Source organism: Micromonospora chaiyaphumensis, assembly GCF_900091435.1.
In the GTDB taxonomy this organism is placed as follows: Bacteria; Actinomycetota; Actinomycetes; order Mycobacteriales; family Micromonosporaceae; genus Micromonospora; species Micromonospora chaiyaphumensis.
Map to the genome: position 1 here is coordinate 61,737 of NZ_FMCS01000003.1, position 25,417 is coordinate 87,153.

18 protein-coding genes are annotated in these 25,417 nt (G+C 76.4%); 12 read left to right on the forward strand and 6 right to left on the reverse strand.

Annotated features, from left to right (window positions below; all coding sequences use genetic code 11):
- Positions 1 to 187: 187 nt before the first annotated feature.
- The 4 genes from GA0070214_RS09680 (at position 188) to GA0070214_RS09695 (ending at position 4,708) form a co-directional block, all read left to right on the forward strand.
- On the forward strand, positions 188 to 1,711 hold the full coding sequence (locus GA0070214_RS09680; protein ID WP_091261631.1) for an outer membrane protein assembly factor BamB family protein: 1,524 nt from the start codon (positions 188 to 190) through the stop codon (positions 1,709 to 1,711).
- Between the two features lie 162 nt (positions 1,712 to 1,873).
- Entirely contained in the window at positions 1,874 to 2,734 is an 861-nt protein-coding gene (rfbA, locus tag GA0070214_RS09685; RefSeq protein ID WP_091262046.1) for a glucose-1-phosphate thymidylyltransferase RfbA, read from the forward strand.
- A 129-nt stretch (positions 2,735 to 2,863) separates the two neighbouring features.
- Positions 2,864 to 3,439, forward strand: a complete 576-nt coding sequence (locus tag GA0070214_RS09690; protein ID WP_091261633.1) for a hypothetical protein — start codon at positions 2,864 to 2,866, stop codon at positions 3,437 to 3,439.
- Between the two features lie 9 nt (positions 3,440 to 3,448).
- Positions 3,449 to 4,708 (forward strand): activator-dependent family glycosyltransferase, encoded by a 1,260-nt coding sequence (locus GA0070214_RS09695; RefSeq protein ID WP_091261636.1) that lies wholly within the window; start codon positions 3,449 to 3,451, stop codon positions 4,706 to 4,708.
- Positions 4,709 to 4,770: 62 nt separating this feature from the next.
- On the opposite strand, the gene rfbH is transcribed toward GA0070214_RS09695, so the two are convergent.
- The 6 genes from rfbH to GA0070214_RS09725 all read right to left on the reverse strand — a co-directional run bounded on the left by rfbH (position 4,771) and on the right by GA0070214_RS09725 (position 11,565).
- Entirely contained in the window at positions 4,771 to 6,081 is a 1,311-nt protein-coding gene (gene rfbH, locus GA0070214_RS09700) for a lipopolysaccharide biosynthesis protein RfbH (RefSeq protein ID WP_091261638.1), read from the reverse strand.
- Positions 6,074 to 7,051, reverse strand: a complete 978-nt coding sequence (locus GA0070214_RS09705) for an NAD-dependent epimerase/dehydratase family protein (RefSeq protein WP_091261640.1) — start codon at positions 7,049 to 7,051, stop codon at positions 6,074 to 6,076. The genes rfbH and GA0070214_RS09705 overlap by 8 nt, the downstream gene beginning before the upstream one ends.
- Positions 7,048 to 8,037, reverse strand: coding sequence for a Gfo/Idh/MocA family protein (locus tag GA0070214_RS09710; protein ID WP_208602703.1), 990 nt, complete (start codon positions 8,035 to 8,037; stop codon positions 7,048 to 7,050). Before GA0070214_RS09710 ends, GA0070214_RS09705 begins: the two co-directional genes overlap by 4 nt.
- The gene (locus tag GA0070214_RS09715) at positions 8,028 to 9,425 is read right to left on the reverse strand and encodes an NDP-hexose 2,3-dehydratase family protein (protein WP_244167629.1); all 1,398 of its coding nucleotides are present in this window, start codon (positions 9,423 to 9,425) and stop codon (positions 8,028 to 8,030) included. The genes GA0070214_RS09710 and GA0070214_RS09715 overlap by 10 nt, the downstream gene beginning before the upstream one ends.
- A gap of 67 nt (positions 9,426 to 9,492) precedes the next feature.
- Positions 9,493 to 10,746: an activator-dependent family glycosyltransferase gene (locus GA0070214_RS09720; RefSeq protein ID WP_091261642.1), complete on the reverse strand. Its 1,254-nt coding sequence runs from the start codon at positions 10,744 to 10,746 to the stop codon at positions 9,493 to 9,495.
- A gap of 69 nt (positions 10,747 to 10,815) precedes the next feature.
- The gene (locus GA0070214_RS09725) at positions 10,816 to 11,565 is read right to left on the reverse strand and encodes a 4'-phosphopantetheinyl transferase family protein (protein WP_167364218.1); all 750 of its coding nucleotides are present in this window, start codon (positions 11,563 to 11,565) and stop codon (positions 10,816 to 10,818) included.
- Positions 11,566 to 11,790: 225 nt separating this feature from the next.
- Here GA0070214_RS09725 and GA0070214_RS09730 point away from each other — a divergent pair, with 225 nt between their 5' ends.
- From GA0070214_RS09730 to GA0070214_RS09765, 8 genes are read left to right on the forward strand one after another with little or no spacing between them, the layout of a single operon-like run.
- A complete protein-coding gene (locus GA0070214_RS09730) occupies positions 11,791 to 13,314 on the forward strand; it encodes a nitroreductase family protein (RefSeq protein WP_091261647.1) in 1,524 nt (507 codons plus the stop codon).
- A gap of 36 nt (positions 13,315 to 13,350) precedes the next feature.
- Positions 13,351 to 14,550 (forward strand): acyl-CoA dehydrogenase family protein, encoded by a 1,200-nt coding sequence (locus GA0070214_RS09735; RefSeq protein WP_091261649.1) that lies wholly within the window; start codon positions 13,351 to 13,353, stop codon positions 14,548 to 14,550.
- Complete coding sequence (locus GA0070214_RS09740) at positions 14,543 to 16,033, forward strand: class I adenylate-forming enzyme family protein (RefSeq protein ID WP_091261652.1); 1,491 nt, start codon at positions 14,543 to 14,545, stop codon at positions 16,031 to 16,033. The genes GA0070214_RS09735 and GA0070214_RS09740 overlap by 8 nt, the downstream gene beginning before the upstream one ends.
- Positions 16,034 to 16,050: 17 nt before the next feature.
- Positions 16,051 to 16,338, forward strand: coding sequence for a phosphopantetheine-binding protein (locus GA0070214_RS09745; protein ID WP_091261654.1), 288 nt, complete (start codon positions 16,051 to 16,053; stop codon positions 16,336 to 16,338).
- Positions 16,335 to 17,312 (forward strand): hypothetical protein, encoded by a 978-nt coding sequence (locus GA0070214_RS09750; protein WP_091261656.1) that lies wholly within the window; start codon positions 16,335 to 16,337, stop codon positions 17,310 to 17,312. The genes GA0070214_RS09745 and GA0070214_RS09750 overlap by 4 nt, the downstream gene beginning before the upstream one ends.
- Position 17,313: 1 nt before the next feature.
- A complete protein-coding gene (locus GA0070214_RS09755) occupies positions 17,314 to 18,018 on the forward strand; it encodes a 4-hydroxy-tetrahydrodipicolinate reductase (protein WP_091261658.1) in 705 nt (234 codons plus the stop codon).
- Positions 18,009 to 19,901 (forward strand): non-ribosomal peptide synthetase, encoded by a 1,893-nt coding sequence (locus GA0070214_RS09760; RefSeq protein WP_167364219.1) that lies wholly within the window; start codon positions 18,009 to 18,011, stop codon positions 19,899 to 19,901. The genes GA0070214_RS09755 and GA0070214_RS09760 overlap by 10 nt, the downstream gene beginning before the upstream one ends.
- Complete coding sequence (locus GA0070214_RS09765) at positions 19,901 to 25,414, forward strand: type I polyketide synthase (RefSeq protein ID WP_091261661.1); 5,514 nt, start codon at positions 19,901 to 19,903, stop codon at positions 25,412 to 25,414. Before GA0070214_RS09760 ends, GA0070214_RS09765 begins: the two co-directional genes overlap by 1 nt.
- Positions 25,415 to 25,417: the final 3 nt, after the last annotated feature.

Below are 25,417 nucleotides of genomic sequence, written 5' to 3' on the forward strand. Positions count from 1 at the left end.
GTCCGATCGAGGTGAGCAGCCTGCGAGATGCCCCGGTCCGCCGGCCCCCGCCATGCTGGGACGGAAGGGGCCGCCGGCCGGGCCCGGGCAGGGTCCGGCGACCGACCTGGCGCCCCGTCCCACGTCGTGGTCCGCCGTCCCCGCCCTGGCGGGTGCGGCTCGGCGGGCCGACCCAGGAGGAGCGCTCATGCGGATGCGGGTGGTGGCAGGGATCGTCAGCCTGGGGGTGGTCGCCGGGTTCGCCGGCGCGGCCCCCGCGGGGGCCGGTGACCGGCCCCGGGTGCCGTCGGTGCGCGACTGGTCCGTCGCCGGGCAGAACACGCACAACACGCGGCACGCCGCGACCGAGCGGACCATCGACGCCCGCAACGTCGGCCGGTTGAAGCCCCGCTGGGTCTTCACCGCGAACGGCGACATCAACGCCACTCCGGCGGTGGTGGACGGCGTCCTCTACGTTCCGGACGCCGGCGGCACGCTGTGGGCCATCCGGGCCTCCGACGGCACGCCGGTGTGGTCGCACCCGATCAGCGACTACACGGGCCCGCCGGTCGACGGCTCCCGCACCACCCCGGCGGTCTCGGGTGACCTGGTCGTGATCGGCAAGGGCTTCACCGTCGAGTCGCCCAGCGGCGCCGGCGTGATCGCGGTCGACCGGGGTGACGGCTCGCTGCGCTGGCGTACCCAGGTCGACCCCAACCCCCGCGCGAAGGTGACCGGCGCTCCGGTGATCGACCGGGGCGTGGTCTACGTGGGCATCTCCTCCTCCGAGGAGATCCTGCCGCCGCCGCACACCTTCCGGGGCAGCGTCGTCGCGCTCGACCTGCGCACCGGCCGGATCCTGTGGCGGACCTACATGGCCCCGCCCGGCTACACCGGCAGCGCCGTCTGGGGGAGCAACCCGGTCGTGGACCGTCGCCGCGGCCTCGTGTACGTCGGCACCGGCAACAACTACACGGTGCCGGAGGGTGTGTGCACCCGCCCCGAGCAGACCGGTTGCGAGCTGCCGGCCGCCGACGACTACTTCGACTCGGTGGTGGCGCTCGACCTGCGGACCGGCCGGGTCCGCTGGGTGCACAAGACGCTGAGCGCCGACGCGGTGTCCGAGCTGGACCCGCCGCCGGGCACCGACATGAACTTCGGCTCGTCGCCGAACCTGTTCACCACCACCATCGGCGGGCGCCAGCGCGAGCTGCTCGGGATCGGGCAGAAGAGCGGCGACTACTGGGCGCTCGACCCGGACGACGGCCGGGTGGTGTGGAAGACGCAGGTGGGACCGGGTGGTGGCATGGGCGGGATCCAGTGGGGCTCGGCCACCGACGGCCGGCGGATCTACGTGGCGCTGGCCAACTCCGACCGCATCCCCTTCACGATCCCGTCACCGGACGGCGGTGAGACCACCCTGACCGGCGGGATGTGGGCGGCGCTGGACGCCGCGACCGGCCGGATCCTGTGGCGGACCCCGGACCCGCAGGGCGCCATCGACATGGGCTACGTCACCTCCGCCAACGGCGTCGTGTACGTCGGTTCCGGCGCCGGCACCGGCGACAACATGTACGCCCTCGACGCCCGCACCGGTGCGATCCGGTGGCGATTCGCCAGTGGCGGCTCGGTGATCGCGGGCGCGGCCGTGGTGAACGGCTCCGTCTACTGGGGATCGGGCTACCACATCGGCACGGGCAACAACAAGCTGTACGCCTTCGACCTGCGCTGACCGGTAGGCCGGGCGGGGTGTCCGCCCCGCCCGGCGTCCCTCCACCAACGTCAGGGTGGCTGAGCGATCATGATCGAATCTGGTTCGCGGGCCGACCGCCGGGAGCGGCACGGCGCCGCGCCCATCCCGGGCGCCGGCACGGCGCTCCGGCCCGACCCGCCGATGCGCGGCATCCTCCTCGCCGGCGGCACCGGCTCGCGGCTCTGGCCGGTGACCAAGGCGATCTCGAAGCAGCTGGTCCCGGTCTTCGACAAGCCGATGGTCTTCTATCCGCTGTCCACGCTCATCTCGATCGGCATCCGCGAGATCCTGCTGATCACCACGCCCGACGACCGGGACGCCTTCGTCCGGCTGCTCGGCGACGGCTCCCAGTGGGGGCTGCGCCTGGAGTACGCCGTCCAGCCCCGCCCGGAGGGGATCGCCCAGGCGTTCCTCATCGGCGAGGAGTTCCTCGGCGGGCGCAGCGCCGCGCTGATCCTCGGGGACAACCTGTTCCACGGCACCGACCTGGGGCGCTGGTCCCGGCCCGGCGCCGAGGTGGTGGGCGGGCACATCTTCGCCTGGCCGGTGCCGAACCCGTCGGCCTACGGCGTGGTGGAGTTCGACGCCGCCGGCCGGGTGCTGTCCATCGAGGAGAAGCCGTCCCGCCCCCGGTCCCGCTACGCCGTGCCGGGCCTCTACTTCTACGACAACACGGTGGTGGAGGTCGCCCGCGGGCTGCGGCCCAGCGCGCGCGGCGAGCTGGAGATCACCGCGGTCAACGACCACTACCTCCGGGAGCGCCGGCTGGGCGTGACCGTCCTGGACCGGGGCTCGGTCTGGCTGGACACCGGCACGGTCGCCGACATGGCCCGCGCCGGGGAGTACGTCCGGGTGGTCGAGGAGCGCCAGGGCTGCAAGATCGGCTGCGTCGAGGAGGCCGCCTGGCGGGCCGGGCTGATCAGCGACGCGGAACTCCGCGAGCTGGCCCGGCCGCTGCTCAGCAGCGGGTACGGCGAGTACCTGCTGGGCCTGCTGGGCTGACCCGTGCCGTCACGACCTGCCGGACCCGGCCCGCGCCGCCCCCGACCGGCCCGGGGCCCGCCGTGCCGGCAGCCATCCGGGCGGGCCGGTGCCCGCCGCGTCACCGTCGAGCATCCCGGGGGCCGCCAGATGGAAGGGTCGATCGTCCGCAGACTCACCCACGACCACACCCGGGTGCTGGTGTCCGTGTCCGGCCTGCCGGGGACCGCGGACGTCGCCACCGTCCTCGCCGCCGTCGGCCGGGCCGGCGCGGCGGCGGAGATGCTGACCCTGCTGCCGGCGCCCGACGGCACCGCGCTGAGCTTCGTCACCGCCCGGTCCGACGGCCCGCCGGTCCTGGCGGCCCTGGCCGAGGCCCGGCCCGCGGGCGGCGCCGCGATCGTGCGCTGCCGCGACGACGTGGCCCGCCTGACCCTGTGCGGCGAGGGCATCCGCGCCGACCCGCGGGTGCTGCCCACGTTCCAGCAGGCGCTGCACCGCGTCGGCGTGACGCCGCTCGCGCTGTCCGTCTCGAACACCCTCGTCGAGGCGGTCTGCGCCGCCGCCGCGCTGCACCGGGCGCTGCGCAGCCTCGCCGCCGCCTTCGACTGCGAGGCGGGGTTCGTGCCCGCCGCGGCGCCCCGACCGCGGTCGGTGCCCCTCCCGGCCGACCGGCCGCCCGTGGCCGCCCGTCCCGCGCCGCCACTGACCATCGCCCGACGTTAGGAGAGAACTGTGCGCGTCCTGTTCGTCACCCCACCCGCCCTCGCCTCACACCTGTTCGTGCTGACGCCGCTGGCCTGGGCCCTGCGTACCGCCGGGCACGACGTCCGCGTCGCCACCCAGCCGGACCTCGCCGAGAGCATCGTGCAGGCCGGCCTGACCGGCGTGCTTGTCGGCTCGGACATGGGGGAGACCCTCATGCGGGTCGCGGCGGCCGAGCCGGCGGAGAAGCCGGCCGCCCCGGACCGCCCCCGGCAGGAGGACTACGCCCGCGAGGATCCGTACGGGGAACTGGACTACCTCACCCGCCACCTGCTGCGGCACCTGTGCCCCGACGACATGCTCGACGACCTCGTCGGCTTCGCCCGCGCCTGGCGGCCCGACCTCGTGGTGTGGGACGGGCTCAGCTACGCCGGCGCCGTGGCGGCCCGGGCCTGCGGCGCCGCCCACGCCCGCCTGCTGTTCGGCGCCGACGGCTACGTCCAGCTCCGCACCGCGGCGCTGCGCCGCCGCCCGGACCGGGACCCGCTGCGCGAGTGGCTGGAGCCGCTGCTGGACCGCTACGGCAGCGGGTTCGACGAGGACGTGCTGACCGGTGACTGGACGATCGACACCCAGCCGCCGTGGATGTGGCGCCCGGAAGGCGCCCGCCACCTGCACGTGCGGCCGACCGCGTTCAACGGCCCGTCGATCGTGCCCGAGTGGCTGCACCGGCCGGACGGCCGGCCGCGCGTCTGCCTCACCCTGGGTGTCTCGCACCGGGCCGCCGACGTCGCCGAGGCGACCGCGGCGGACCTGTTCGAGGCGGTGGAGGGGCTGGACGTGGAGGTGGTGGCCACGTTGAACGCCGAGCAGGTCGGCGACACGCCCGTGCCGTCGAACGTGCGGCTGGCCGACTTCGTGCCGCTCAACGTGCTGCTGCCCACGTGCCGGGCGGTGGTGCACCACGGCGGCAACGGCGCGTCCGCGTCGGCGTACGAGCACGCGGTGCCGCAGCTCGTGGTGCCCGGGACGTACTGGAGCGAGAAGTGGTTCGGTCCGCTGGCCGTGGCGAACGGGGTGGAGGACCAGGGCGCGGGCGTCTACGTGGCCGACTCCGACAAGCTGACCGGGGAGCTGCTGCGCAAGGCGCTGGACCGGGTGCTCTCCGACCCGTCGTACGCCCACCACGCGAAGCGGCTGCGCCGGGAACTGCTCGCGGTGCCGACGCCCCGCGACGTGGTGCCGCTGCTCGAGGGCCTGACCGCGGAGCACCGCCGCGACCCGGCCTGACCGGGCTCGACGGGGACGGGCCCGGCCGGACGTCGTCCGGCCGGGCCCGTGGGCGTCGCGGGTCAGCCGCGGGACCGCTCGGCCACGAACTCGCGGATCGTGCGCCCCACGTAGGCGGTCATCTCGTCGGTGATGCCGGGGTAGACGCCGATCCAGAAGGTGTTGTCGACGATGACGTCGCTGTTCTCCAGGCTGCCCACCACCCGGTAGTCGACCTGCCGGTAGGCCGGGTGGCGGGTCAGGTTCCCGCTGAACAGCAGCCGGGTCCGGATCTGCCGGGACTCCAGGTGCAGCACGAGGTCGTTGCGGGTGAACGGGGCCTCCGGCCGCACCGTGATGACGAAGCCGAACCAGCTCGGGTCGCTGTCCGGGGTCGCCTCCGGCAGCAGCAGGCCCGGCACGCCGTCGAGGTCGGCCCGCAGCAGCTGCCAGTTCTTGCGCCGGGCCTCGCCGAACGCGGCCACCCGGTCGAGCTGGCGCAGCCCGAGCGCGGCCTGCAGGTCGGTCGTCTTCAGGTTGTAGCCGATGTGGGAGAACGTGTACTTGTGGTCGTACCCGAAGGGGAGCGTGCCGAGCTGGCAGCCGAACCGCTTGTGGCAGCGGTCGTCCTCACCGGGCCGGCACCAGCAGTCGCGCCCCCAGTCCCGGAAGGACTGCACCAGGTGGGACAGCTCCAGGCTGTTGGTCAGCACGCAGCCGCCCTCGCCCATGGTGATGTGGTGCGCGGGATAGAAGCTGACCGTGCTCAGGTGCCCGAAGGTCCCGGTCGGCCGGCCCTGGAAGAGTGAGCCCACCGCGTCGCAGTTGTCCTCGACGAGCCACAGCCCGTGCTCCTCGGCCAGGGCCATCATGCCGGCGGCGTCGAAGGGGTTGCCGAGGGTGTGCGCCACGATGATCGCCTTGGTCCGCGGGCCGATCGCGGCCCGGACCCGGTCCACCGTGGTGTTGTAGGTGCCCAGGTCCACGTCGACGAACACGGGCACCAGGCCGTTCTGCACGATCGGGTTGACGGTGGTGGGGAAGCCCGCCGCCACCGTGATCACCTCATCGCCCGGGCGCAGCCGCCGGTCGCCCAGCTCCTGCGCGGTCAGCGCCGACAGGGCGAGCAGGTTGGCCGACGAGCCCGAGTTGGTCAGCTGCGCCTTGCGCATGCCGAAGTGGCGCGCGAAGCGCCGCTCGAACTGCACGGCGTACGTGCTCGCCGCGATCCGCATGTCCAGCGCTGCCTCGACCAGCGCGGCACGCTCCGTCTCGTCGAAGACCGGGCCGGACGAGAGCACCGGCGTCTCGCCCGCCACGAACTCCTCGGCGCCGCTCTGCTCCCGGTGGTACTCGCGCACCAGTTCGAGGATCCTCGCCTTGAGGTCAGTCATGCCTGCTCGCCTTCTCTCTCCGTGAGTCGCGTGGGGTCGGGTCGTCGGCGTCCGCGGACGCCCACACGTCCCGGACGGTCCTGCTCAGCGACCGGCGCGGCGACCAGCCGAGCACCGCGCGGGCCCGCCGGATGTCCGCCAGTTGCCAGCTCGCGCCGGCCGCCCGGGCCGCCCCGGCCGGGGCCGGCACGAGCCTGAGGTCGTGGCCGACCCCGCTGGCCAGGGCGAGGGCGCGGACGACCTCCTCGGCGGAGCGGGCCACCCCCGAGCCGACGTTCAACGTCCGGTCGTCGCCCACCGCCGCGGTGGCCGCCGCGACCACCGCGTCGGCGACGTCGCGGGCGTCGACGTAGTCGCGGTGCTGCCGCAGGTTCAGCAGGCGCAGCTCGGCACGCCCGCCGCGGTCGCGGGCCGCCTGCAGCGCGTCCAGCGCGGCGCCCAGCACGCTGGCCGGGGACATGCCGGGCCCGATGGCGTTGAACACGCGCAGCTCCACGACGTCGAGGCCGTGTGCCGCGGCGACCGCGCCCAGCCGGCGGCTGCCCTCCAGCTTGGACCGGCCGTAGGGGCTCTCGGGCCGGGTCGGGGTGCGCTCGTCGATTGCGGCCGGCGGCGGCACCGGGGCGTACTCCAGGCACGAGCCGAGATGCACGAGGCGGGCCGGCGCGGCGCTGTCCGCCAGGGCCAGCGCGATCTGCTCCGGCACCTCGGCGTTGGCCACCGCCATGGCGGCCGGCTCGGGACGCCAGATCAGCCCGGCCGCGTTGACCACGAGGGTGGGCGCCAGGTCGCGCAGGGCCGGCGCCAGGACGTGCCGCAGCGGCCCGGCGGGCGGCAGGGTTACCCGGCGGGGCCCCTCCGGGCGGCGGGCGGCCGCCACCGCCTCCCAGCCGGCCGTGGCGAGCGCGGAGCGCACGTGCCGGCCGAGGAAACCGGTGGCGCCGACCACGACGGCGCGCGGCCGGTTCACCGGACCTCCACCCCGGCGTGCCGGCGCACCGCCTCGGCCAGGGCCGCCCGCCCGATCACCTCGTCGTGGTGCCGCCGCAGGTCCCGGCGCGTGGTCACCGCCGCCGCGAAGTCGGCCGCCAGCGCGGCGAACTGGTGGTGGGGGCGCAGCGTGCGCCGCCGTACGCCGGCGGGGCCGTGCAGGCTCAGCTCGGGCCGGTGCTCCGGCGGCGGGGTGAACGCGCGCTCCAGCACCAGCCGGCCGTCGCCGCCCCACAGCTCGTACGCGTTGCGGTAGGCGTGCCCGAAGCCGAAGGACACCGCCGCCGCGACGCCGTCCGGCGCGGCGAGCAGGGCGGAGCCGGCGATGTCCACGCCCGACGGGCCGGTGTGCAGGTGGGCGCCGACCACCCGCAGCTCCGGCCCGAGGAACATCTGCGCGGTCCGCAGCGGATAGAAGCCGACGTCGAGCAGCGCGCCGCCCCCGAGTTCCGGCCGGTAGCGGATGTCCTCCGGTGGCAGCGGCGAAATGCCGAACACGCTGGTGACGGTGCGCAGCGGACCGATCTCGCCGGCGGCGACCAGCCGCCGGGCCTCCTCGTGCTGCGGGTGCAGCTGGAACGCGGCGTTCTCCATGAGGACCAGGTCCCCGGCGGTGGCCCGGACGACCAGCTCGCGGGCCTCCGCGCCGGTGCGGCCCAGCGGCTTCTCGGCCAGCACGTGCCGGCCGGTGGCGAGGGCGGCGTCGACCCACCGGGGCAGCAGGGCGGCCGGCAGCGGCACGTACACGGCGTCGATGTCGTCGCGGTCGAGCAGCCGGTCGTACCCGGTCACCGGCGCGGCGCCGAAGCGGTCGGCGAACCGCCGGGCGCGCCCGCCGTCCCGGCTCGCCACGGCGACCAGCCGCAGCCGGGGCTCGGCGAGCACCGCCGGGAGGGTACGGCGCCAGGCGATGTCCGCGCAGCCCAGGACGCCCAGCCGGACCGGCTCGGGGCGGTTCACGGGCACGACCCGGCGAGGCTGTAGAGCGCGGCCAGCAGCGACCGCCCCTCGACCGTCACGTAGTGACTGTGGGCCAGCAGCATGGCCAGTTGACGCGGGGTGACCCAGCGGAAGTCCTCCGGCGGCCGCACCGGCACCCGCTCGTCGGCCTCCACCACCAGGTACCGGTTCTCCGCGTGGTGGAAGCGCCCGCCCTCCTCGGAGAGCACGCAGTCGTAGCGGATCCGCTCGGGCGGCGCGCACAGCACCGCGTCGAGGAACGGCGGCCGGTGCGCGGCGGGCAGGTGGGCGTAGTTCTCCGGCCGGCACAGCACGGTGGGGCCGAGCTCCGGCACGTCGCGCAGGCCCGGCTGGACGCACGCGCGGGCGAGCAGGTGCAGTACGCCGCCGATCGGCCGGGCGAGGAACGCGACGACGCCCCGGCCGCGGGGCCGCAGCAACGGCTGGCTCCAGCCGGGCACCTCCCGGACGGCGGTTCGCACGTCGACGCCGATGATGCTGAAGTGCCGGCCGGCGTCGTGGTCGATCGCGTGCCGGTCGCGGTGCCAGCCGCGCACCGTGGCCAGGCCGATCCGCCGGGCGACGAGGGGGCGGCGGCTGCGCAGCGCGGTGAGCCAGCTCAACACGTCGACGTCGCGCTCCACCGCGCCGCCCGTGGGGGAGAAACCCCGGGCCACCAGGTCGGCGAACGCGTCGCCGGTCGGCCGGGTCGACGGGCGCAGCACCGCCGCGAGGCAGGCCAGCACGGTACGGGTGTCCATGTTGACCACGTTGTCGAGCCCCATGAGCAGTTGCAGGTCCCGCAGCGTGATCCAGCGGAAGTTCTCCTGCTCGGGGACCGGCCCGACCGCCTCGACCACCATGTTCCGGTTGCGCTTGCCCAGGAACCAGGAGCCCTGCTCGGACTGGAGCACGTCGGCGACCACGGATCCGCGCACCGGCCGGACGAAGTGCTCCAGGTAGGGCGTCCCGGTGCCGCCGTGGACCCGGGTGTAGTTGCTGCGGGTGGCCTGCACCGTCGGGGAGATCTGGACCCCGTTGACGTTGCCGGGTTCCATCTTGGCCTGCACCAGGCACTCCAGCCCGGCCCTCCGGCGGACCAGCAGGCCGAGCAACCCGATCTCCGGCTGGGAGATGATGGGCTGCTGCCAGCCCGGCACGGGCCCGCCGTCGCCGCGCACGTCCAGCCCGGTGACGGTGAAGAACTGCCCGCTGCGGTGGCCGAGGTCCCCGGTGACCGGGTCGGTCCGCCAGCCCCGCAGCTCGTCCAGCGGCACCTGCGTCACCGTGCTGGTGCTGGCCCGCCGCCGCTCCTCGTACCACTGCCACAGGCCGGCGTCGGGCCAGCCGGTCGCGGTGGCCGACGCCGCCGGGGTGGTCGCCGCGCCGGTCACCGGCCGGCCTCCCGCGCAGTGACCGGGGTACGCGCCGGGGAGCGGCGGCGTCGGTGCGGCGGTGCGGTCAGCGCGGGCCGCATGCCGTGGCCAGCCGTTCGAGGACGGGGACGACCTCGTTCGGGGTCGGCTCCGCCAGGACCTCGGCCCGCAGCCGGCCGGCGGCCGCCCGGAACGACGGCTCGGTGACCAGCCGCAGCACCGCCTCGCGGATCACCTCCGGGGTGACCTCCTCCTGCGGGATGCTCAGCCCGGCACCGAGCTCCTGGATCCGCGCGGCCCGGACGGGAGCGTCCCACTGGGCCGGCACGAGCGTGAGCTGGGGCACCCCGCACCGGGTGGCCGTCGCGCCGATCCCGGCCGCGCCGACGTGCACCACGGCCGCGCAGGTGGGCAGCAGCGCGTGCATGGGCACGAAGTCGACCAGCCGCACGTTGTCCGGCAGGTCGACCGTCTCGCCCTCGGGGGCCACCAGCGTGGCGACGACCTCCAGGTCGAGGTCTCCGAACGCCTGGAGGGTCTTGACCGGGACCGGGTCGTGGCCGTGGAAGCCGCGCATCGAGATGCCGGCCGTGATGCACACCCGGGGGCGTGTGGGCGGCTCGCGCAGCCAGTCCGGCAGCCGCGACGGCCCGTTGTACGGCACGTACTGCGCCGTGACGGTGGGCAGGCCCAGCGGCAGCCGCATGCTGGCCGGGGACTGGTCGAGGGTGTGCTGGCCGGTGATCAGTTCCTCGTCGTACGAGGAGCCGAACCGCTCCGCGGTCCGTGCCAGCCACTCGCCGAGCGGGTCCTGCCGCCGCTCCGGCGGCTGCTGCGCCAGCAGGGACAGGAAGTGCTGCCGCATCCGGACCATCACGTCGGCGCCCCAGAGCAGGCGCACGTGCGGCGTGCCGGTGGCCCGGGCGGCCACCGCACCGGCGAAGGTGAACATCTCCCAGACGATCAGGTCCGGCTCCCACTGCCGGGTGTAGGCCACCAGGTCGTCGACCATGGGGTCGTTGAAGACCTGTCCGGAGTAGATGGTGGCCTCCCGCAGGAAGCGGACGAAGTCGTCGTACGCCACGCCGGCGGGGTCGATGAGCACGTTCGCCACCCGCTCCGACCAGCCCTCGTCGTCGGACTTCTCCACGAGCACCTGGTCGAAGCTGTGGTCCTGACCGACCGACACGGCGGGCAGCCCCGACGCGACGATGGTGTCCTGCAACGCGGGCTGGCTCGCGATCCGGACCTCGTGCCCGGCGGTACGCAGCGCCCACGCCATCGGCACCATCTGGAAATAGTGGGTCCGTTCGGCGTAGGTGACGAAGAGAACCCGCATCTGACACCCTTCCTGGAAAGGAACGAGGGGAATGGGAAACGCACTCGGGGCGGGATTTTCGGGGCGGCTTCACCCGCCGCCCGCCGGGTGCCCGGTGACCATTCTGCGCCCCTCGCGTACCCGGGTCTTCTCGCAGATTGCGCGGTCGATGAGCAGTCCGCCGGCCGCCTCGGCCGTCACCCGCGGCGGCGCCGGGGCCAGCACGGTGAGCGCGGCGGCGTAGCCCGGTGGCGCCGGCAGGTCGGTGAGGTGGGCCGGCGGGCGCACCCGCGACCGGTAACGCAGCAGGGTGGGCCCCGGTCCGATGGCGACCTCCGACATCGGCACCCGCAGCCCGTCGCCGGTCGCCTTGAGCACCGATTCCTTCCTGGTCCAGCAGCGCAGGAAGCCGGCCCGGGAGCGGATCGGGTCGGCCTCGCCGGGCGCCTGGATCCGCCGGGCCAGGCGCCGCCAGTCCAGCTCCACCTCCTGTTCCACGTCCAGGCCGACCGGCCCGGCGGCGGTCACTGCCACCCCCACCAGGTCGCCGGCGTGCGTCACCGACAGGTGCAGCGGTTCTCCGGGCAGGGTGGGCCGGCCGTGCGGGCCGCGGCAGTGCGGGCAGCGGCGGCGCACGGGCACGCGGCGCGCCGGGATGCCGAGGTGGGCCCCGGCGGCCAGCCGCAGCAGCGCCGCGCCGAGGGTGAACCGGTCCCGGTCGGCGGCGCGGGCGAAGCCGGCGCGCCTCCGCCGCTCGTCGGTGTCCAGCAGTTCCAGATGCGCCGCGCGCAATTCCGCCAGCCGCGCCCACCACACTCCGCACAATTTCTCCGGCCGCATTCGCGAATGATGGCACGGGCCTTCCGATTGCGTGGTCGGCGGGAGTTCCGGGGTCTCCGCAATTTCGGAGATGCGCACCGCGAGGGCCGGGCCGACGATGGTGGCGGAATGACTGCCGAATAGGGGTCGCGACATCCTGCGGCCCGAATTCCGGACGTGCCCGGGCCGCCGGCGGCGGCCCGGCGGACCGGTCCGGTCATCGCGTGCCCGCGAACGGAGGAAGCCATGCGCACCCAGCTCCGGTCCGACACCCCGCTGCTGGAGTTCTGGGAGGCGACCCGGCTCAGCGCCGACGACGCCCGCTACCCGGAGCAGGCCGAGCCGGCCGCGGGCACGGACGAGGCGATCCGGGCCGCCCTGGCCGGCGTGCTCGGTCGCGGGTGCGGCCAGCGGGTCGGGACCGTCCTGGCCAAGGGCGGCACCTTCGTCCAGGCCCGCACCACGCCGTCGGCCGGGGCGCTGTACCCCTTCGAGGTGCTGGTCGGCCTGAGCGACGGCGAGCGGTGCGTCAGCTACCTGTACGAGGTCGACTCCGGGCAGCTCAACCCGCTCGCCTCGGCGCCGCCGGTGGCGCTGGCCGAGCTTGTCGCGCAGGCCGGGCTGGCCGACGCCGCGGCCGCGCCGGTGCGTGCCGTCGTCACCCTGGTCGCCCGGCCCTGGACCTCGATGGCCAAGTACGGGCGGCGCGGCTACCTGTACACCTACCTCGACATCGGCCACGCCGCCACGAACCTGGCCCTCGCGGCCCGGGCGGCCGGCCTGGACGCCACCGTCCACCTGCGGTTCCGCCGCCAGTGGCTGACCCACGCCCTGGGCCTGGCCGGCACCTGCCGGGAACCGCAGGCCGTCGTGACGATCACCGTTCCCGGCCGCCCGCCGGCCGACCGTCCGGCCGCCGGGGCGCCGGCCGGTGAGGACGGCGTGGTGACCCCTGTGTGGCGGGACCGGCGGCAGGCTCGGCTGGAGCCGCCGGGAGACCCGGAGCGCCGCAACTTCGAGGCGCTGCGGGACATCAGCCTCTCCTACGCCCCGGCGGCGGTCGCCCGTCCCGGCCGGATCGCCTCGGTGACCGAGCCGCCGTCCCCGGCCGAGCCGTCGGCGGACGTCACGCTGCGCCGGCCCCGGGGCGGACCGGACGACCACACCGCGCTGGCCGCGCGCCGGCAGTCGGCCAAGGGCTTCCTCCCAGCGGCGGTCTCCCTCGACCAGGTCGCCGGCCTCCTCGACGGCCTGGACGGACGGCTCGCCGCCGACTTCGCCGAGTCCGCACCGGCCGGCATCGGGGTCCGCCTGGTGGCGCGCGCGGTCACCGGGCTCGCCCCCGGCGCGTACGCCTGGTCCGCGCGCCGGCACGCCCTGCACCCGGCCGGCGGCGGCCCGGTGGGGGAGGAGGACGTGCTGGCCACCTGCCAGCGGCAGGACGGGTTGCGGCACGCCGGCGCGCTGGTGCTGCTGCACACGCCGCTGCGCGCGCTGCTGCGGGAGCAGGGCCGGGCCGGGCTGGCGGAGGTGCACTTCCACGCCGCCCACGTGGCGCAGCGCATGTGCGTGAACGCGGCCCGGGAACGCGTCGGCATCACCTGCGTGGGTGGCTTCGACGAGGCGCACGCCGCCCGGCTGGGACACCTGCCCCGGGGCGAGGAAGTGATCTACCTGCTCGCCGTGGGGGTCGCCGACCCCGCGGCCCGGAAGGTCGACCGGGACCCGGTCGCGTACAGCCACGGCCGCACGGCCGCGGGCCTCATCTGAGCACCGGCGCAGATCGGAGTACGAAGTGAGCGACCCATGGTGACCGACACCGTCCTCGCGACCCGGCTGACCCCGGCGCACCACGACCTGGCCCGCGCCGCCGGTGAGCTGTTCACCCCGGAGCGGCTCGCCGCCTGGCGGGACGGGCCGGACGGACCGCTGACCCCGCGGGCCTGGCGCGACATCGCCGCCGCCGGCCTGCTCGGGGTGGCCCTGCCGACCGCGCTCGGCGGCCGCGGGCTGGGCCTGCTGGGCAGCCTGGTGCTGGGCGAGGCCATGGCGCCGCTGGCCGACGCCGGCGTCCTGCTGGGCATGCACGTGCACAACGACGTGGCGGCGTACTGGCTGGCCGACGCCGCGCCCGGGCTGCGGGACCGGTACCTGCCCCGGCTGCTCGACGGCACGCTGGTGGCCTGCCAGTGCGACACCGACCCGTCCGCCGAGGAGCCGACCACGGCCCGCCGCGACGGCGACGAGGTGGTCGTGCGCGGCTCCAAGCGGTACGTGATCAACGGCGCGATCGCCGGGCTCTGCTTCGTCACCGTCCGGCTGGACGGCACGCCGGCCCTGGTCCTGGTGGAGAAGGACCGGCCCGGGGTGCGGGTCGGCACGGTCTACGACAAGCTCGGCACCCGCTCGGTGGACTCGGCCCGGATCGAGTTCGCCGACGTCCGGGTCCCGGCCGCGCACGTGCTCTCGCGCGGCGGCGTCGCCCAGTTGCTGCGCTGGAACCGGGTGATGACCCGGATGCGTTACCTGATCGCGGCCGACGCGTACCTGATCCACCGGCGCCTGCTCGACCACATCGGCCGGCACGCCACCCGGCGGCGGCTCGGCGGCCGGGCGCTGTCGGCCTGGCCGGTCAACGCGCACGCGCTGGCCGGCGCGCGGGCCGACCTCGAGCTCATGGCGGCCGGCCTGGCCGACCTGCTGGACCGGGTGGAGGGGCCGGCCCCGGCGGTGCCGGAGGTGGCCGAGCTGAAGTGGTTCTGCGTCGAGCGGGCCGGGGCGCTGGCGGCGCTCTGCTGCGACCTGGAGGGCGGCGCCGGCTACATGTGGGGCAGCCCGTCCCTGCGTGACCTGGCCCAGCTGCGCGGGCTGCGGATGGCCGGCGGCAGCCAGACCACGATGCTCACCCTCGCCAACCACAGCTTCGCGTGCCGGGCCGAACTGGCCGGCATCCCGCAGCCCACGGAGGCGCCGGTCGGCGCCGGAACGGCGGCCGGCCATGTCTGACCACCGGCTCGACGGCACCTTCCGCGCGGCGTGCGCCCGCTTCGCCGACCGGCCGGCGCTGCGCCAGGGCGCCACGGTGCTCAGCTACCGGGAGGTGGCCGACGCGGCGTCCCGGCTGGCCGCGGTGCTCGACGGCGCCCTCGCCCGGTGCGCCGGCCCGGACCCCGACCGCGTCGCGGTCTACGCCCACAACAGCGTCGACTACCTGCTGTCCTACCTCGCCGTGGTGTTCAGCGGCCGGGTGCCCGTGCTGATCGACCGCGCGTTCGGCGAGCGGGAGCTGACCGCGATCCGGTCCGGCTGCGGGGTCACCGCCTACCTCGTGGACGCCGAGTCGGCGGCGGAGTTCCCGCTGCCGCCCGGGTCGGTGGTGCCGCTCACCGGCAGCACGCACGCCCTGGTCACCGTGCCCGCCGACGGGGACGTGCCGGACCTGCTCGCCGACACCGCGGTCTGCCGGTTCACCTCGGGCACCACCGGCGTGCCCAAGTGCCTGGAGTTCTCCGGCTTCGCGGTGCACAGCGCGGCCCGCAACTGGGTCGCCGGCACCGGGCTCGGGGCGGCGGACCGGACCCTGTGCCTGGCCGCGTTCACCAACGGGCTGGCGTTCAACACGTCGCTGCTGTCGACGTTCCTGGTCGGCGCCGAGCTGACCGTCCACCCGGGACTGCCCACCTCGGCGAAGATCGTGCGGGCGCTGGCCGACTCCCGCGCCACCCGGCTGGTCGCCTTCCCGTTCGTCTACCGGATGCTGGCCGACGCCGACCTCGCCGCGGCCCGGTTCGCCGGCCTCGACCTGGCCGTCTCGGCCGGCGCGGAACTCCCGGCCGACATCCGCGCCCGCTTCGAGAAGCGGTACGGGGTCCGGATCGCCGACTACTACGGCGTCGCCGAGGCCGGGCCCTGCACCTTCGAGCGGGACCCCGCGTACCGGCGGGGTCTGGGCACCCCGTTGCCCGGGGTGGTGCTGCGCACCCGGTCCCGCTCCGCCGGCCGGCCGGAGGTGCTGCTGCGCACCAGTTCGATGGCCAGCCGCTACCTCAACGCTCCCGGCCTGCTGGAGAGCCGCGTCGACGCGGACGGCTTCTACGCCACCGGCGACCTCGGCCACGTCGAGGACGGGCGGCTCTTCATCACGGGGCGCCTCGCCGGGCCGATCAACCTGGCCGGCCGCAAGGTGGACCCCCGCGAGATCGAAGCGGTGGTCAAGGAACTCGACGGGGTGCGGGACGCGGTGGTCTTCGCCGACACCGGCGCGGACGACCAGGTGCTGCTGCACCTGGCGGTGGTGGGCCGCCCGCCGCTCGGCCGCGCCGGGCTGGTCACCGGGTGCCGGGACCGGCTGGCCGCGTACAAGGTGCCGCAGCGGATCAGTTTCGTGACGGAGATCCCGCGCTCGTCGACGGGCAAGGTGCGCCTCACCGACCTGCGCGCCGTCGTCGCCGAGTCGGCGGACCGGCCCGAGGGCGGGATCCGGTCGTGAGCGTGGAGGAGGACAGGATGACCGGGGTGGACGTGCGGACCGGCGAAACCGGCCTGCGGGAACGGGTGGAGTCGCTGGTCGTCCTGGCCACCGGCCGGGCCGTGTCGGTGGACGACCTGCGCGGCTGTGCCGGGTCGCTGGACGCGGCCGGGGTCAACTCGATCGCGTACATCAACCTCATCGAGGCCCTGGACCGGCAGTTCCACGTGGTGGTCGACCCGGAACGGGACGCCGAGGCCCTGTCCACCGTGGACGGGATCGTCGCGCTCATCCGGTCGGCCGGTGCCGGGGAGGACCGGGCATGAGCGTCCCCACCCTCGCCGGCGGCCCCCGCAGCGCCACCGTCGAGCGCCTGCTCGCCGAGCTGGCCCCGGCCGGTGCGCCGGTCCCGGCGGTGTCCGAGGCGGTGCTCGCCGCGGACGTCGGCCTGCCGGAGGCCGTCGCCGTACTCGAACACGCCTGCGGGGTACGGCCGCTGCTGGACCTCCTCGACGAGCCCGCGCACCCGACCGTGACGGCGGTCCGCGCCGGCGACCTGCCCGGCGCGCTCGCAGTGTTCACCCCGGACGCCACGCTGGCCCTGCCGGTGCCGGCGGTCCGGGCCCGGCGCGGCGCGGACGGGATCGTGCTGGACGGCCGGTACCGCTACGGCAACCCGGCCGCGGCCGCCGCGCTGGTCCTGGTCGAGGCGGCCGACGGTCCGCGGCTGTGCCTGGTCCGGCACGACGACCCCGGCGTGCGGACGACCGGCACCGACGGGTGGGGCTGGGCCGACCTGAGCGGCGCGACCGTCGACCCGGCGCTGCTGTCCCGGCCGGTCTCCTGGGACCCGGCCGGACCCCTGCTGGCCGCCCTCGACGCCTACGCCTGGGCGTACGTCCCGGTCGCCGCGGCACACGCCGTGGAGGCGGTGGCGCAGCTGCGGCGGGAACTGGCCGACCCGGCCGCCGGGGTGCTCGCCGCCTCGCAGTACCTGGCCCACGAGCTGACCCGGCTGGACATCGAGCTGGCGCTGCTGGCCTCCGCCGCCCGCTTCGGCCCCCGGCTGCGCGGCGAGGGACCCGGCGGCACCGCCGCCGCGGCCGTGCTCACCGCCTGCGCCACCCTGACCCACCGCACCGCGCAGGTCGCCGCCGACTTCGCCACCGAGCTGGGCGTGCCCGGCGGCCCTGCCGCGAACCCCGCCTGGCGGACGGCCGTCCAGGCCCCGTTCGGCGGGCGGCGGATGGCCGAGGGCGAACTGGCCCGCCGGATGGGCCTGCTGGCGGAGCGGAGCTGAGATGAGCCTGCCCACCGTCGTCTGCGGACGGTCCGGCCGCATGGCGAACCTGCTGGCCCGGGCCGTCCGCGACACGACCGACCTGGCCCTGGCCGGCCGGCTCAGCCTGCGGGACCCGGCCGGACCGCCGGCCGCCGGGGTGTTCACCGCGCTCACCGACCTGCCCGCGGCGCCGGCCGTGGTGGTCGACTTCACCCACCGGGCCGCGACCGTCCGGCTGCTGCGGGCCGCCGAGGACACCCCGTGTGCCCTCGTCGTCGGCACGAGCGGGCTCACCGACACCGACCAGGCGCTGCTGCGCCGGGTGGCGCGCCGGCGGCCCGTCGTGCACGCGGCGAACTTCAGCCCGGTCATGGCGCTGCTGCGCCGCTTCGTCGGCGAACTCGCCGAGGTGCTCGACGACAGCTGGGACGCCGCTGTCGTCGACGTGCACCACGCCGCCAAGGTGGACGCCCCCAGCGCGACCGCGTCGGCCCTGGCCGGGGCCTGGGGCGCCACCCGGGCCGCCGCACCGATCTCCTCACTGCGGTTCGGCGACGCGGTCAGCGAGCACCGGCTGCTCGCCGGGGGCGCGGGCGAGCAGGTGGAGCTCGCCCACCGGGTCAACGAGCGGTCGGCCTTCGTCCCCGGCGTGCTCGCGGCAGTCCGATTCGCCGGCCGGGCCACCCCCGGCCTCTACCGTCTGGAGGACGCGCTGTGCGCCTGACCCCATCGCGGCACCTGCGGGAACTGGTCGTGAGCCTCGCGCGGGAGCGGCCGGACGCGGTGGCCCTGTGCGCCCCCGGCCGGCCCGACCTGTCCTTCGCCGCCCTCGCCGAGCAGGTGCTGGCCACCGGCGAACGGTTGCGGGAGCTGGGCGTCGGCCCGGCGGACGCGGTCGCGCTGGCCCTGCCCTCGGGGCCCGCCCTGGCCACCACCTTCCTCGCCGTGGCCGGGCACGCCCGCTGCGTGCCGCTCAACCCGGCACACGCGGCGGGGGAGTTCACCGACTACCTCCGCCGCACCGCGGCCCGGGCGCTCGTGGTGCCGGCCGGCGCGGCGGGGACCGCCGCCACGGCCGCCGCCCGCGAGCTGGGCGTCCGGACGCTGGAGCTGGTGACCCGCCCGGGCGACCCGGCGGGCGTCGCGGCGCTGGTCGGGCAGGCCGTCGACCGCCCGGCGAGCGACCGGCCCGGCCACCCGGACGACATCGCCCTGCTGCTGTTCACCTCCGGCACGATCGCCCGGCCCCGGATGGTGCCGCTCACCCACACCAACCTGCTCACGGCGGCCGGCAACACCGGCCGCGCGCTGCGGCTCGCGCCGGACGACCGCTGCCTCAACGTGATGCCGCTGTTCCACGCGCACGGCCTCACCAGCACCCTGCTCGCCAGCCTGGTCCGGGGAGCGTCGGTGGTCTGCCCACCCGGCTTCGACGCCGACGCCTTTTTCGACCAGCTCGACGAGTTCTCGCCCACCTGGTACACGGCCGTCCCCGCCATGCACCGGGCGGTGCTGGACGCCGCCGCGGGCACCGGCCGGCGGCCGGAGCCCCGGCTGCGCTTCATCCGCTCGGCCTCGGCGCCGCTGCCGGACACCGTGCTCGACCGGCTGGAACGGCTGTTCGCGGCGCCGGTGGTCGAGGGGTACGGGATGACCGAGGCCGCCTCCCTGGTGACCTGCAACCCGCTGCCCCCCGGCGACCGCCGGCGCGGGTCGGTCGGGCTGCCGGTGGGCGAGCCGGTGCGGGTGCTCGACCCGGCGGGCCGCCCGGTGCCGGCGGGCACCCCCGGCGAGATCGCGATCCGCGGCGCCAACGTCACGGCCGGGTACGCCGACGACCCGGAGGCCAACGCCGCCGCCTTCACCGACGGCTGGCTGCGCACCGGCGACCACGGCTACCTCGACGAGGACGGCTACCTGTTCGTGGTCGGCCGGGTCAAGGAGATCATCAACCGGGGCGGCTCGAAGGTGTCGCCCGCCGAGGTGGACCAGGCCCTCGCCGGGCATCCCGACCTCGCCGAGGCCGCCGCCTTCGCCCTGCCCCACCCGACCCTCGGGGAGGACGTGGCGGTGGCCGTCGTGCCCCGCGCCGGGGCGACCGTGCGCGAGCAGGAGGTGCGGGAGTTCGCGGCCCGGCGGCTCATCGCACACAAGGTGCCCGGCCGCGTCTTCGTGGTCACCGCCCTGCCCCGCAACGCCACCGGCAAGGTGCAGCGGCTGCGGCTCACCGAGCGGCACACCCCGGCCGGACGCGGGCCGGCGGTGGCCACCGGCACCGACCTGGAGCGCCGCATCGCCGCGGTCTGGGCCGCGGTGCTGGGCACCGACCGGCCCGGCGCCACCGAGAACTTCTTCGACCTCGGCGGCGACTCGCTGCGGCTCGCCCAGGTCGCCGAGCGGCTCCGGGCCGAGCTGGGCCGGGAGGTGCCGGTGCCGGTCCTGCTCATGCACCCGACCGTGCGCGGCCTCGCCGAGCACCTGAGCCGGGACGGCGCGGCCGACCCGCCGCCGGCCGCCGAGCAGCGCCGGCGCCAGGACGGCCGCGACCGGCTGCTGCGCCAGCGGCGGAGCCACGGCGCTGCCGCACCGGCCGGGGAGGCCGGCTGATGGCGACCGGCCTGGAGATCGCCATCGTCGGGATGGCGTGCCGCCTCCCCGGCGCCGACGGCCCGGACCAGTTCTGGCGCAACCTCCGCGACGGCGTCGAGTCGATCAGCCACTTCGAGGCGGCGGAACTGGCCGGGGCCGGGGTGCCCGAGCAGGCGCTGGCCGACCCCGGGTACGTCCGCGCGCAGGCGGTGCTGCCGGACAGCGACCGGTTCGACGCCGCGTTCTTCGGGATCAACCCGAAGGAGGCCGACCTCATGGACCCGCAGCAGCGGGTGCTGCTGGAGTGCGCCTGGACGGCCCTGGAGGACGCCGGATACGACCCGGACCGGGTCGACGGGCCGGTGGGGGTGTACGCCGGCACCTACTACAACTCGTACCTGCCGCTGCTGCCGCCCACCGACGACGTGGCCGAGCAGTTCGCCCGCAACATCGCCAACGAGAAGGACTACGTGGCGACCCGGCTGGCCTACAAGCTGAACCTGACCGGGCCGGCCGTGACCGTCCAGACCGCCTGCTCGACGTCGCTGGTGGCGGTGCACCAGGCCGCCCAGGCGCTGCTGGCCGGGGCCTGCGACCTGGCCCTCGCGGGCGGGGCGACCGTCCGCGCCGAGCAGGTGGTGGGCTACCCGTACCAGCCGGGCGGGATCTTCTCCTCCGACGGGCACTGCCGGGCCTTCGACGACGACGCCGAGGGCACCGTGCCCGGCAACGGCGTGGGCGTCGTGGTGCTCAAGCGGCTGGACGACGCGCTCGCCGACGGCGACACCGTGTACGCGGTCATCCGCGGCTCGGCCGTCGGCAACGACGGCGGCGAGCGGGCCGGCTTCACGGCACCCGGCGTGGCGGGGCAGGCCCGGGTGATCGCCGCGGCGTACGCGGTGGCCGAGGTGGACCCGGCGACGGTCGGCTACGTCGAGGCGCACGGCAGCGCCACCCGCCTGGGCGACCCCATCGAGGTCGAGGCGCTGACCCGGGTGTTCGGCCCGGCCGGCGCGGACGGCTGCGCGATCGGCTCGGTGAAGACCAACATCGGGCACACCCACGCGGCGGCCGGCGTCGCCGGACTCATCAAGGCGGTGCAGGCGCTCCGGCACGGGCAGATCCCGCCCAGCCTGCACCACGACCGGCCGAACCGGGCCATCGACTTCGGGGCGACCCCGTTCGTGGTGAGCACCCGGCTGACCGACTTCCCCCGCCGCGACCATCCCCGCCGGGCCGGTGTCAGCTCGTTCGGCATGGGCGGCACGGGCGTCCACGTGGTGCTGGAGGAGGCCCCACCACCGGCGGCGGCGCCGTCGCCGGCTCCGGCGGGCCTCCGGCTGCTGGCGCTCTCCGCCCGCAGCGCCCCGGCGCTGGAGGAGCGGACCGACGCGCTCGCCGCGCACCTGGCCGACCGCCCCGAGGCGGACCTCGCGGCGGTCGCGCACACCCTCTGGCAGGGGCGGCGGCCCTTCGGCCACCGGCGGGTGGTGGTCGCCGCCGACCCTGCGGAGGCCGCCGCCGCGCTCGCCGCCCGCGATCCGCGCCGGGTGCTCACCGGCGCGCCGGGCGACGCCCGGCCGGACGTCGCGTTCCTGGTGCCGGGAGTGGGCGACCAGCGCCGGGGACTCGGGTACGAGCTGTACCGCACCCAGCCGGCCTACCGCTCCGCCGTCGACGAGTGCGCCGAACTGCTCGCGCCGCTGCTCGGCCGGGACATCCGGACCCTGCTGCACCCCGCCCCGGGTGCGGCGGCGGCCGGTCCGGCGGACCTGCGGCGGCTGCTCGGGCGCGGCACCCCCGCGGCAGGGGAGGAGCCGGAGCCGCTGCACCGCACCCGCTACGCCCAGCCGGCCGCCTTCGTCACCGGCTACGCGCTGGCCCGATTGTGGGCCGCCCACGGGGTCCGGCCCGCCGCGCTGATCGGCTACAGCCTCGGCGAGTACGTGGCCGCGTGCCTGGCGGGTGTGTTCACCCTGCCCGACGCGCTGCGCCTCGTGGTGCGCCGGGCGCAGCTCATCGACCGGCTGCCGGCCGGCGCGATGCTGGCCGTACCGGCTGCCGAGACCGAGGTCGCCGCCGACCTGGTGCCCGGCGTGCACGTGGCCGCGGTCAACGGTCCCACCCTCTGCGTGCTGGCCGGCGTGCCGGAGGCGGTCGCCGAGGTCGAGCGGCGCCTGCTCGCCGCCGGCCGGGCCGTGCGGCGCCTGCCCACCGGCCACGCCTTCCACACCCCGCTCATGGACCCCGTCGTCGAGGAATTCGGCGACCTCGTCACCTCGGTGGCGCGGCGCCCACCCGCCGTGCCGTACGTGTCCAACGTGACCGGGACCTGGGTCACCGGCGACGAGGCAACCGACCCGGCGTTCTGGGTGGCGCACCTGCGCCGGCCGGTCCGGTTCGCCGACGGGATCGCCGAGCTGTGCGTGGAACCCGACCGGGTGCTCGTCGAGCTGGGCCCCGGACAGGCCCTGGGCAGCCTCGCCGCACAGGTGGGCAGCGCGGCCACGCCACCGGTGTCGAGCCTGCCCGGCGCCTTCGACCGCGACCCCGAGGCGGTCCACTTCCTGCGGGCCGCCGGCCGGCTCTGGCTGGCCGGGGTGCCGCTGACCCCGCCCGTCCCGGCGGACCGGCCGCCGCGCCGGGTGCCGCTGCCCACGTACCCCTTCCAGCGCCGCCGGCACTGGGCGGCGGGCCCGGCCGGGTCGCGGCCGCACCGGGCGGCGCCCAGCCTGACCCGGCGCCCCGACGTGGCGGACTTCTTCCAGGTCCCGGCCTGGGCGACGCTGCCGCCCCGCCCCCGGCGCGACGCGGCGGCGGGCACCGGGCACTGGCTGCTCCTCGCCGACGACCAGGGTCTGGGCGCGGCCCTCGCCGCCGAGGTGGCGCCGGGCGCCGACTCGGTGACCGTGGTGCAGCGCGCCGACCGCGACGCCCCCGGGCTGCGCCGGCTGGCCGACGGCCGGTACGCGATGCCGGCGGCGGACGGGGACTACCCGGAACTCCTGGCCGAGCTGGCGCGGACCGGCCGGCGGCCGGACCGGATCGTGCACCTGTGGACGGTCGGGACCGGCCCGGGCACCGGCGAACGGGAGGCCACCGAGCGCGGTTTCGGCAGCCTGCTCCCGCTCGCCCGGGCCCTCGCCGGCCACCCCGGCGACGAACCGGTTGACCTCGCCGTGGTCACCGCCGACCTGCGGCGGGTGACCGGCGCGGAGGCCGGGTCGCCGCTGGCCGCCACGGCGCTCGGGGTGTGCCTGGTGCTCCCCCTGGAACACCCGCACCTGCGCTGCCGCGCGCTCGACGTCACGCTGTCCGGCGGCGGGCCGGCCGAGGTCGCGGCCGCGCTGCGCGAGGAGCTGTGCGACCCGGCCGGGCCGGCCACCGTCGTGCTGCGCGGGCGGCACCGCTTCGGGCCGACCTACCAGACCGTGCCCCTGCCCCCGGCCGCTGGCCCCGCCCGCGGCGGCAACTACCTGATCACCGGCGGGCTGGGCGGCGTCGGCCTGTCCCTCGCCCGCGAACTGGCCCGGACCGAGAACGCCGGCCTGGCCCTGGTGTCCCGCACCGCGCTGCCGCCGCGGCAGCGGTGGGACGAGTGGCTGGCCACCCGGCCCGCGGGCGCCACGGCGGACCGGATCCGGGCCGTCCACGAACTGGAGCGGCTCGGCGCCCGCGTGGCGGTGCTGACCGCCGACGTCACCGATCCGGGCCAGCTCCACGAGGCGGCGCGGCACGCCGTCGCCGCGCTCGGCCCGGTGCACACGGTCGTGCACGCCGCCGGTGTGGCCGGTGGCGGCCTGATCCAGCTCAAGGAGCCGGCGGCCGCGGCCCGGGTGCTGGCCCCCAAGGTGCGCGGCGGGCTCGCCGTCGTGGACCTGGCCCGGCGCGTCGGCGCCCGGACGGTGGTGCTGTGCTCGTCCACCCTGTCGCTGAGCGGCGGGATCGGCCAGGTCGACTACGTGGCCGCGAACGCCTTCCTCGACGCGCTCGCCCAGCACGCCGCGGGGCAGCCCGGACCCGAGGTCGTGTCGGTCAACTGGGACGCCTGGCAGGAGGTCGGGATGGCCCAGCGGCACCTCGCCGGGCCCGACCCGGCCGCCGCGCCGGCGCACCCGGTGGACCACCCGCTGCTGAGCGCCCGACCGGACGTCACCGACGGGCACGCCGTGTACGACGCCACCGTCGACGCCACCGACTCCTGGCTGGTGGACGAGCACCGGATGCTCGGCGACGCGGTGGTGCCCGGCACCGGCCACCTGGAACTGGCCCGCGCCGCGCACGCGGACCTCACCGGCGCGGGCCCGACGGTCCTCTCCGACGTGCGGTTCCACACCCCGGCCGTGCTGGGCCGGACGGGCCGGCGGGAGCTGCGGGTGGTCCTCGACCGGGCGGCCGAACCGGTCCGGTTCACCGTGGTCAGCCCGCACCCGCGGGCGAATAGTGCGGACGGGCCGGCCTGGCAGGTGCACGCCACCGGCCAGGTGGCGGCGCTGGCCGGCGACCCGCCACCGGACCGGCCCGTCGAACGGATCGTCGCCGAGGGCCGGCTGCGGGACCTCGGGCGGCCCGAGCCGGTCGCGGTCATGGGCTTCGGCGGGCGCTCCCGCTGCCTGCGCCGGGTGTGGCGGGGCGAGCGGGAGGCACTGGCCGAGCTGGTCCTGCCCGAGCGGTACGCCGCCGACCTCGACCGGCTGCACCTGCACCCGTCGCTCCTGGACCTGGCCGCCGGGTTCGTCGGCACCCACCTGGCCGGGACGTTCCGCATCCCGATCTCGTACGGGCGGCTGCGGTGCTGGCGGCCCCTGCCCCGCCGGGTGTTCAGCCACCACGTGTACCGGGAGGACGACCGTCCGGACCGGGAGACCCGCACCGCCCAGATCACCCTCTACGACGCCGACGGCCGGGTGCTGGTCCACATCGACGACTTCGTCCTGAAGCGGGTCGCCGACCTGCGGCGGACCCTGGACGCGGCGCGCACCGGCAGCGGCCCGGAGATCGCCGGCTTCCGGCTACCGGGCGGGCCGTCCACCGGCGGCGCCGGGCTGCTCGGCGCGCACCTGGCCACCGGCCTGCGGCCGGCCGAGGGTGCCGACGCCTTCCGCCGGCTGCTCGCCGCCGGCATCGGCCCGCAGGTGGCCGTGGTGGCCAAGGACCTCGACGCGGTGCTCGCCGACATCGCCGGCCGCCGGGTGGCCGACGCGGCGGCCGAGCGGCCACCGGCGCACCCCCGGCCGGCGCTCGGCACGCCGTACCGGGCGCCGGGCGACGCCGTGGAGGCGCGGCTCGTCGACATCTGGCAGGACCTGCTGGGCGTGGACGGGGTCGGCGTCGACGACGGCTTCTTCGAGCTGGGCGGGCACTCCCTGCTCGGGCTGGAGCTGGTGAACCGGATCGGTCGCGAGCTGGGGCTGACCGTTCCGCTGAGCCTGCTGTTCGAGGCCCGCACCGTCGCCGAGCTGGCCGACGTGCTCCGCCGGGAGCCGGCGGCAGCCGGCCCGGCCGTCATGACCGAGAGCCGAGGAGGATGACCG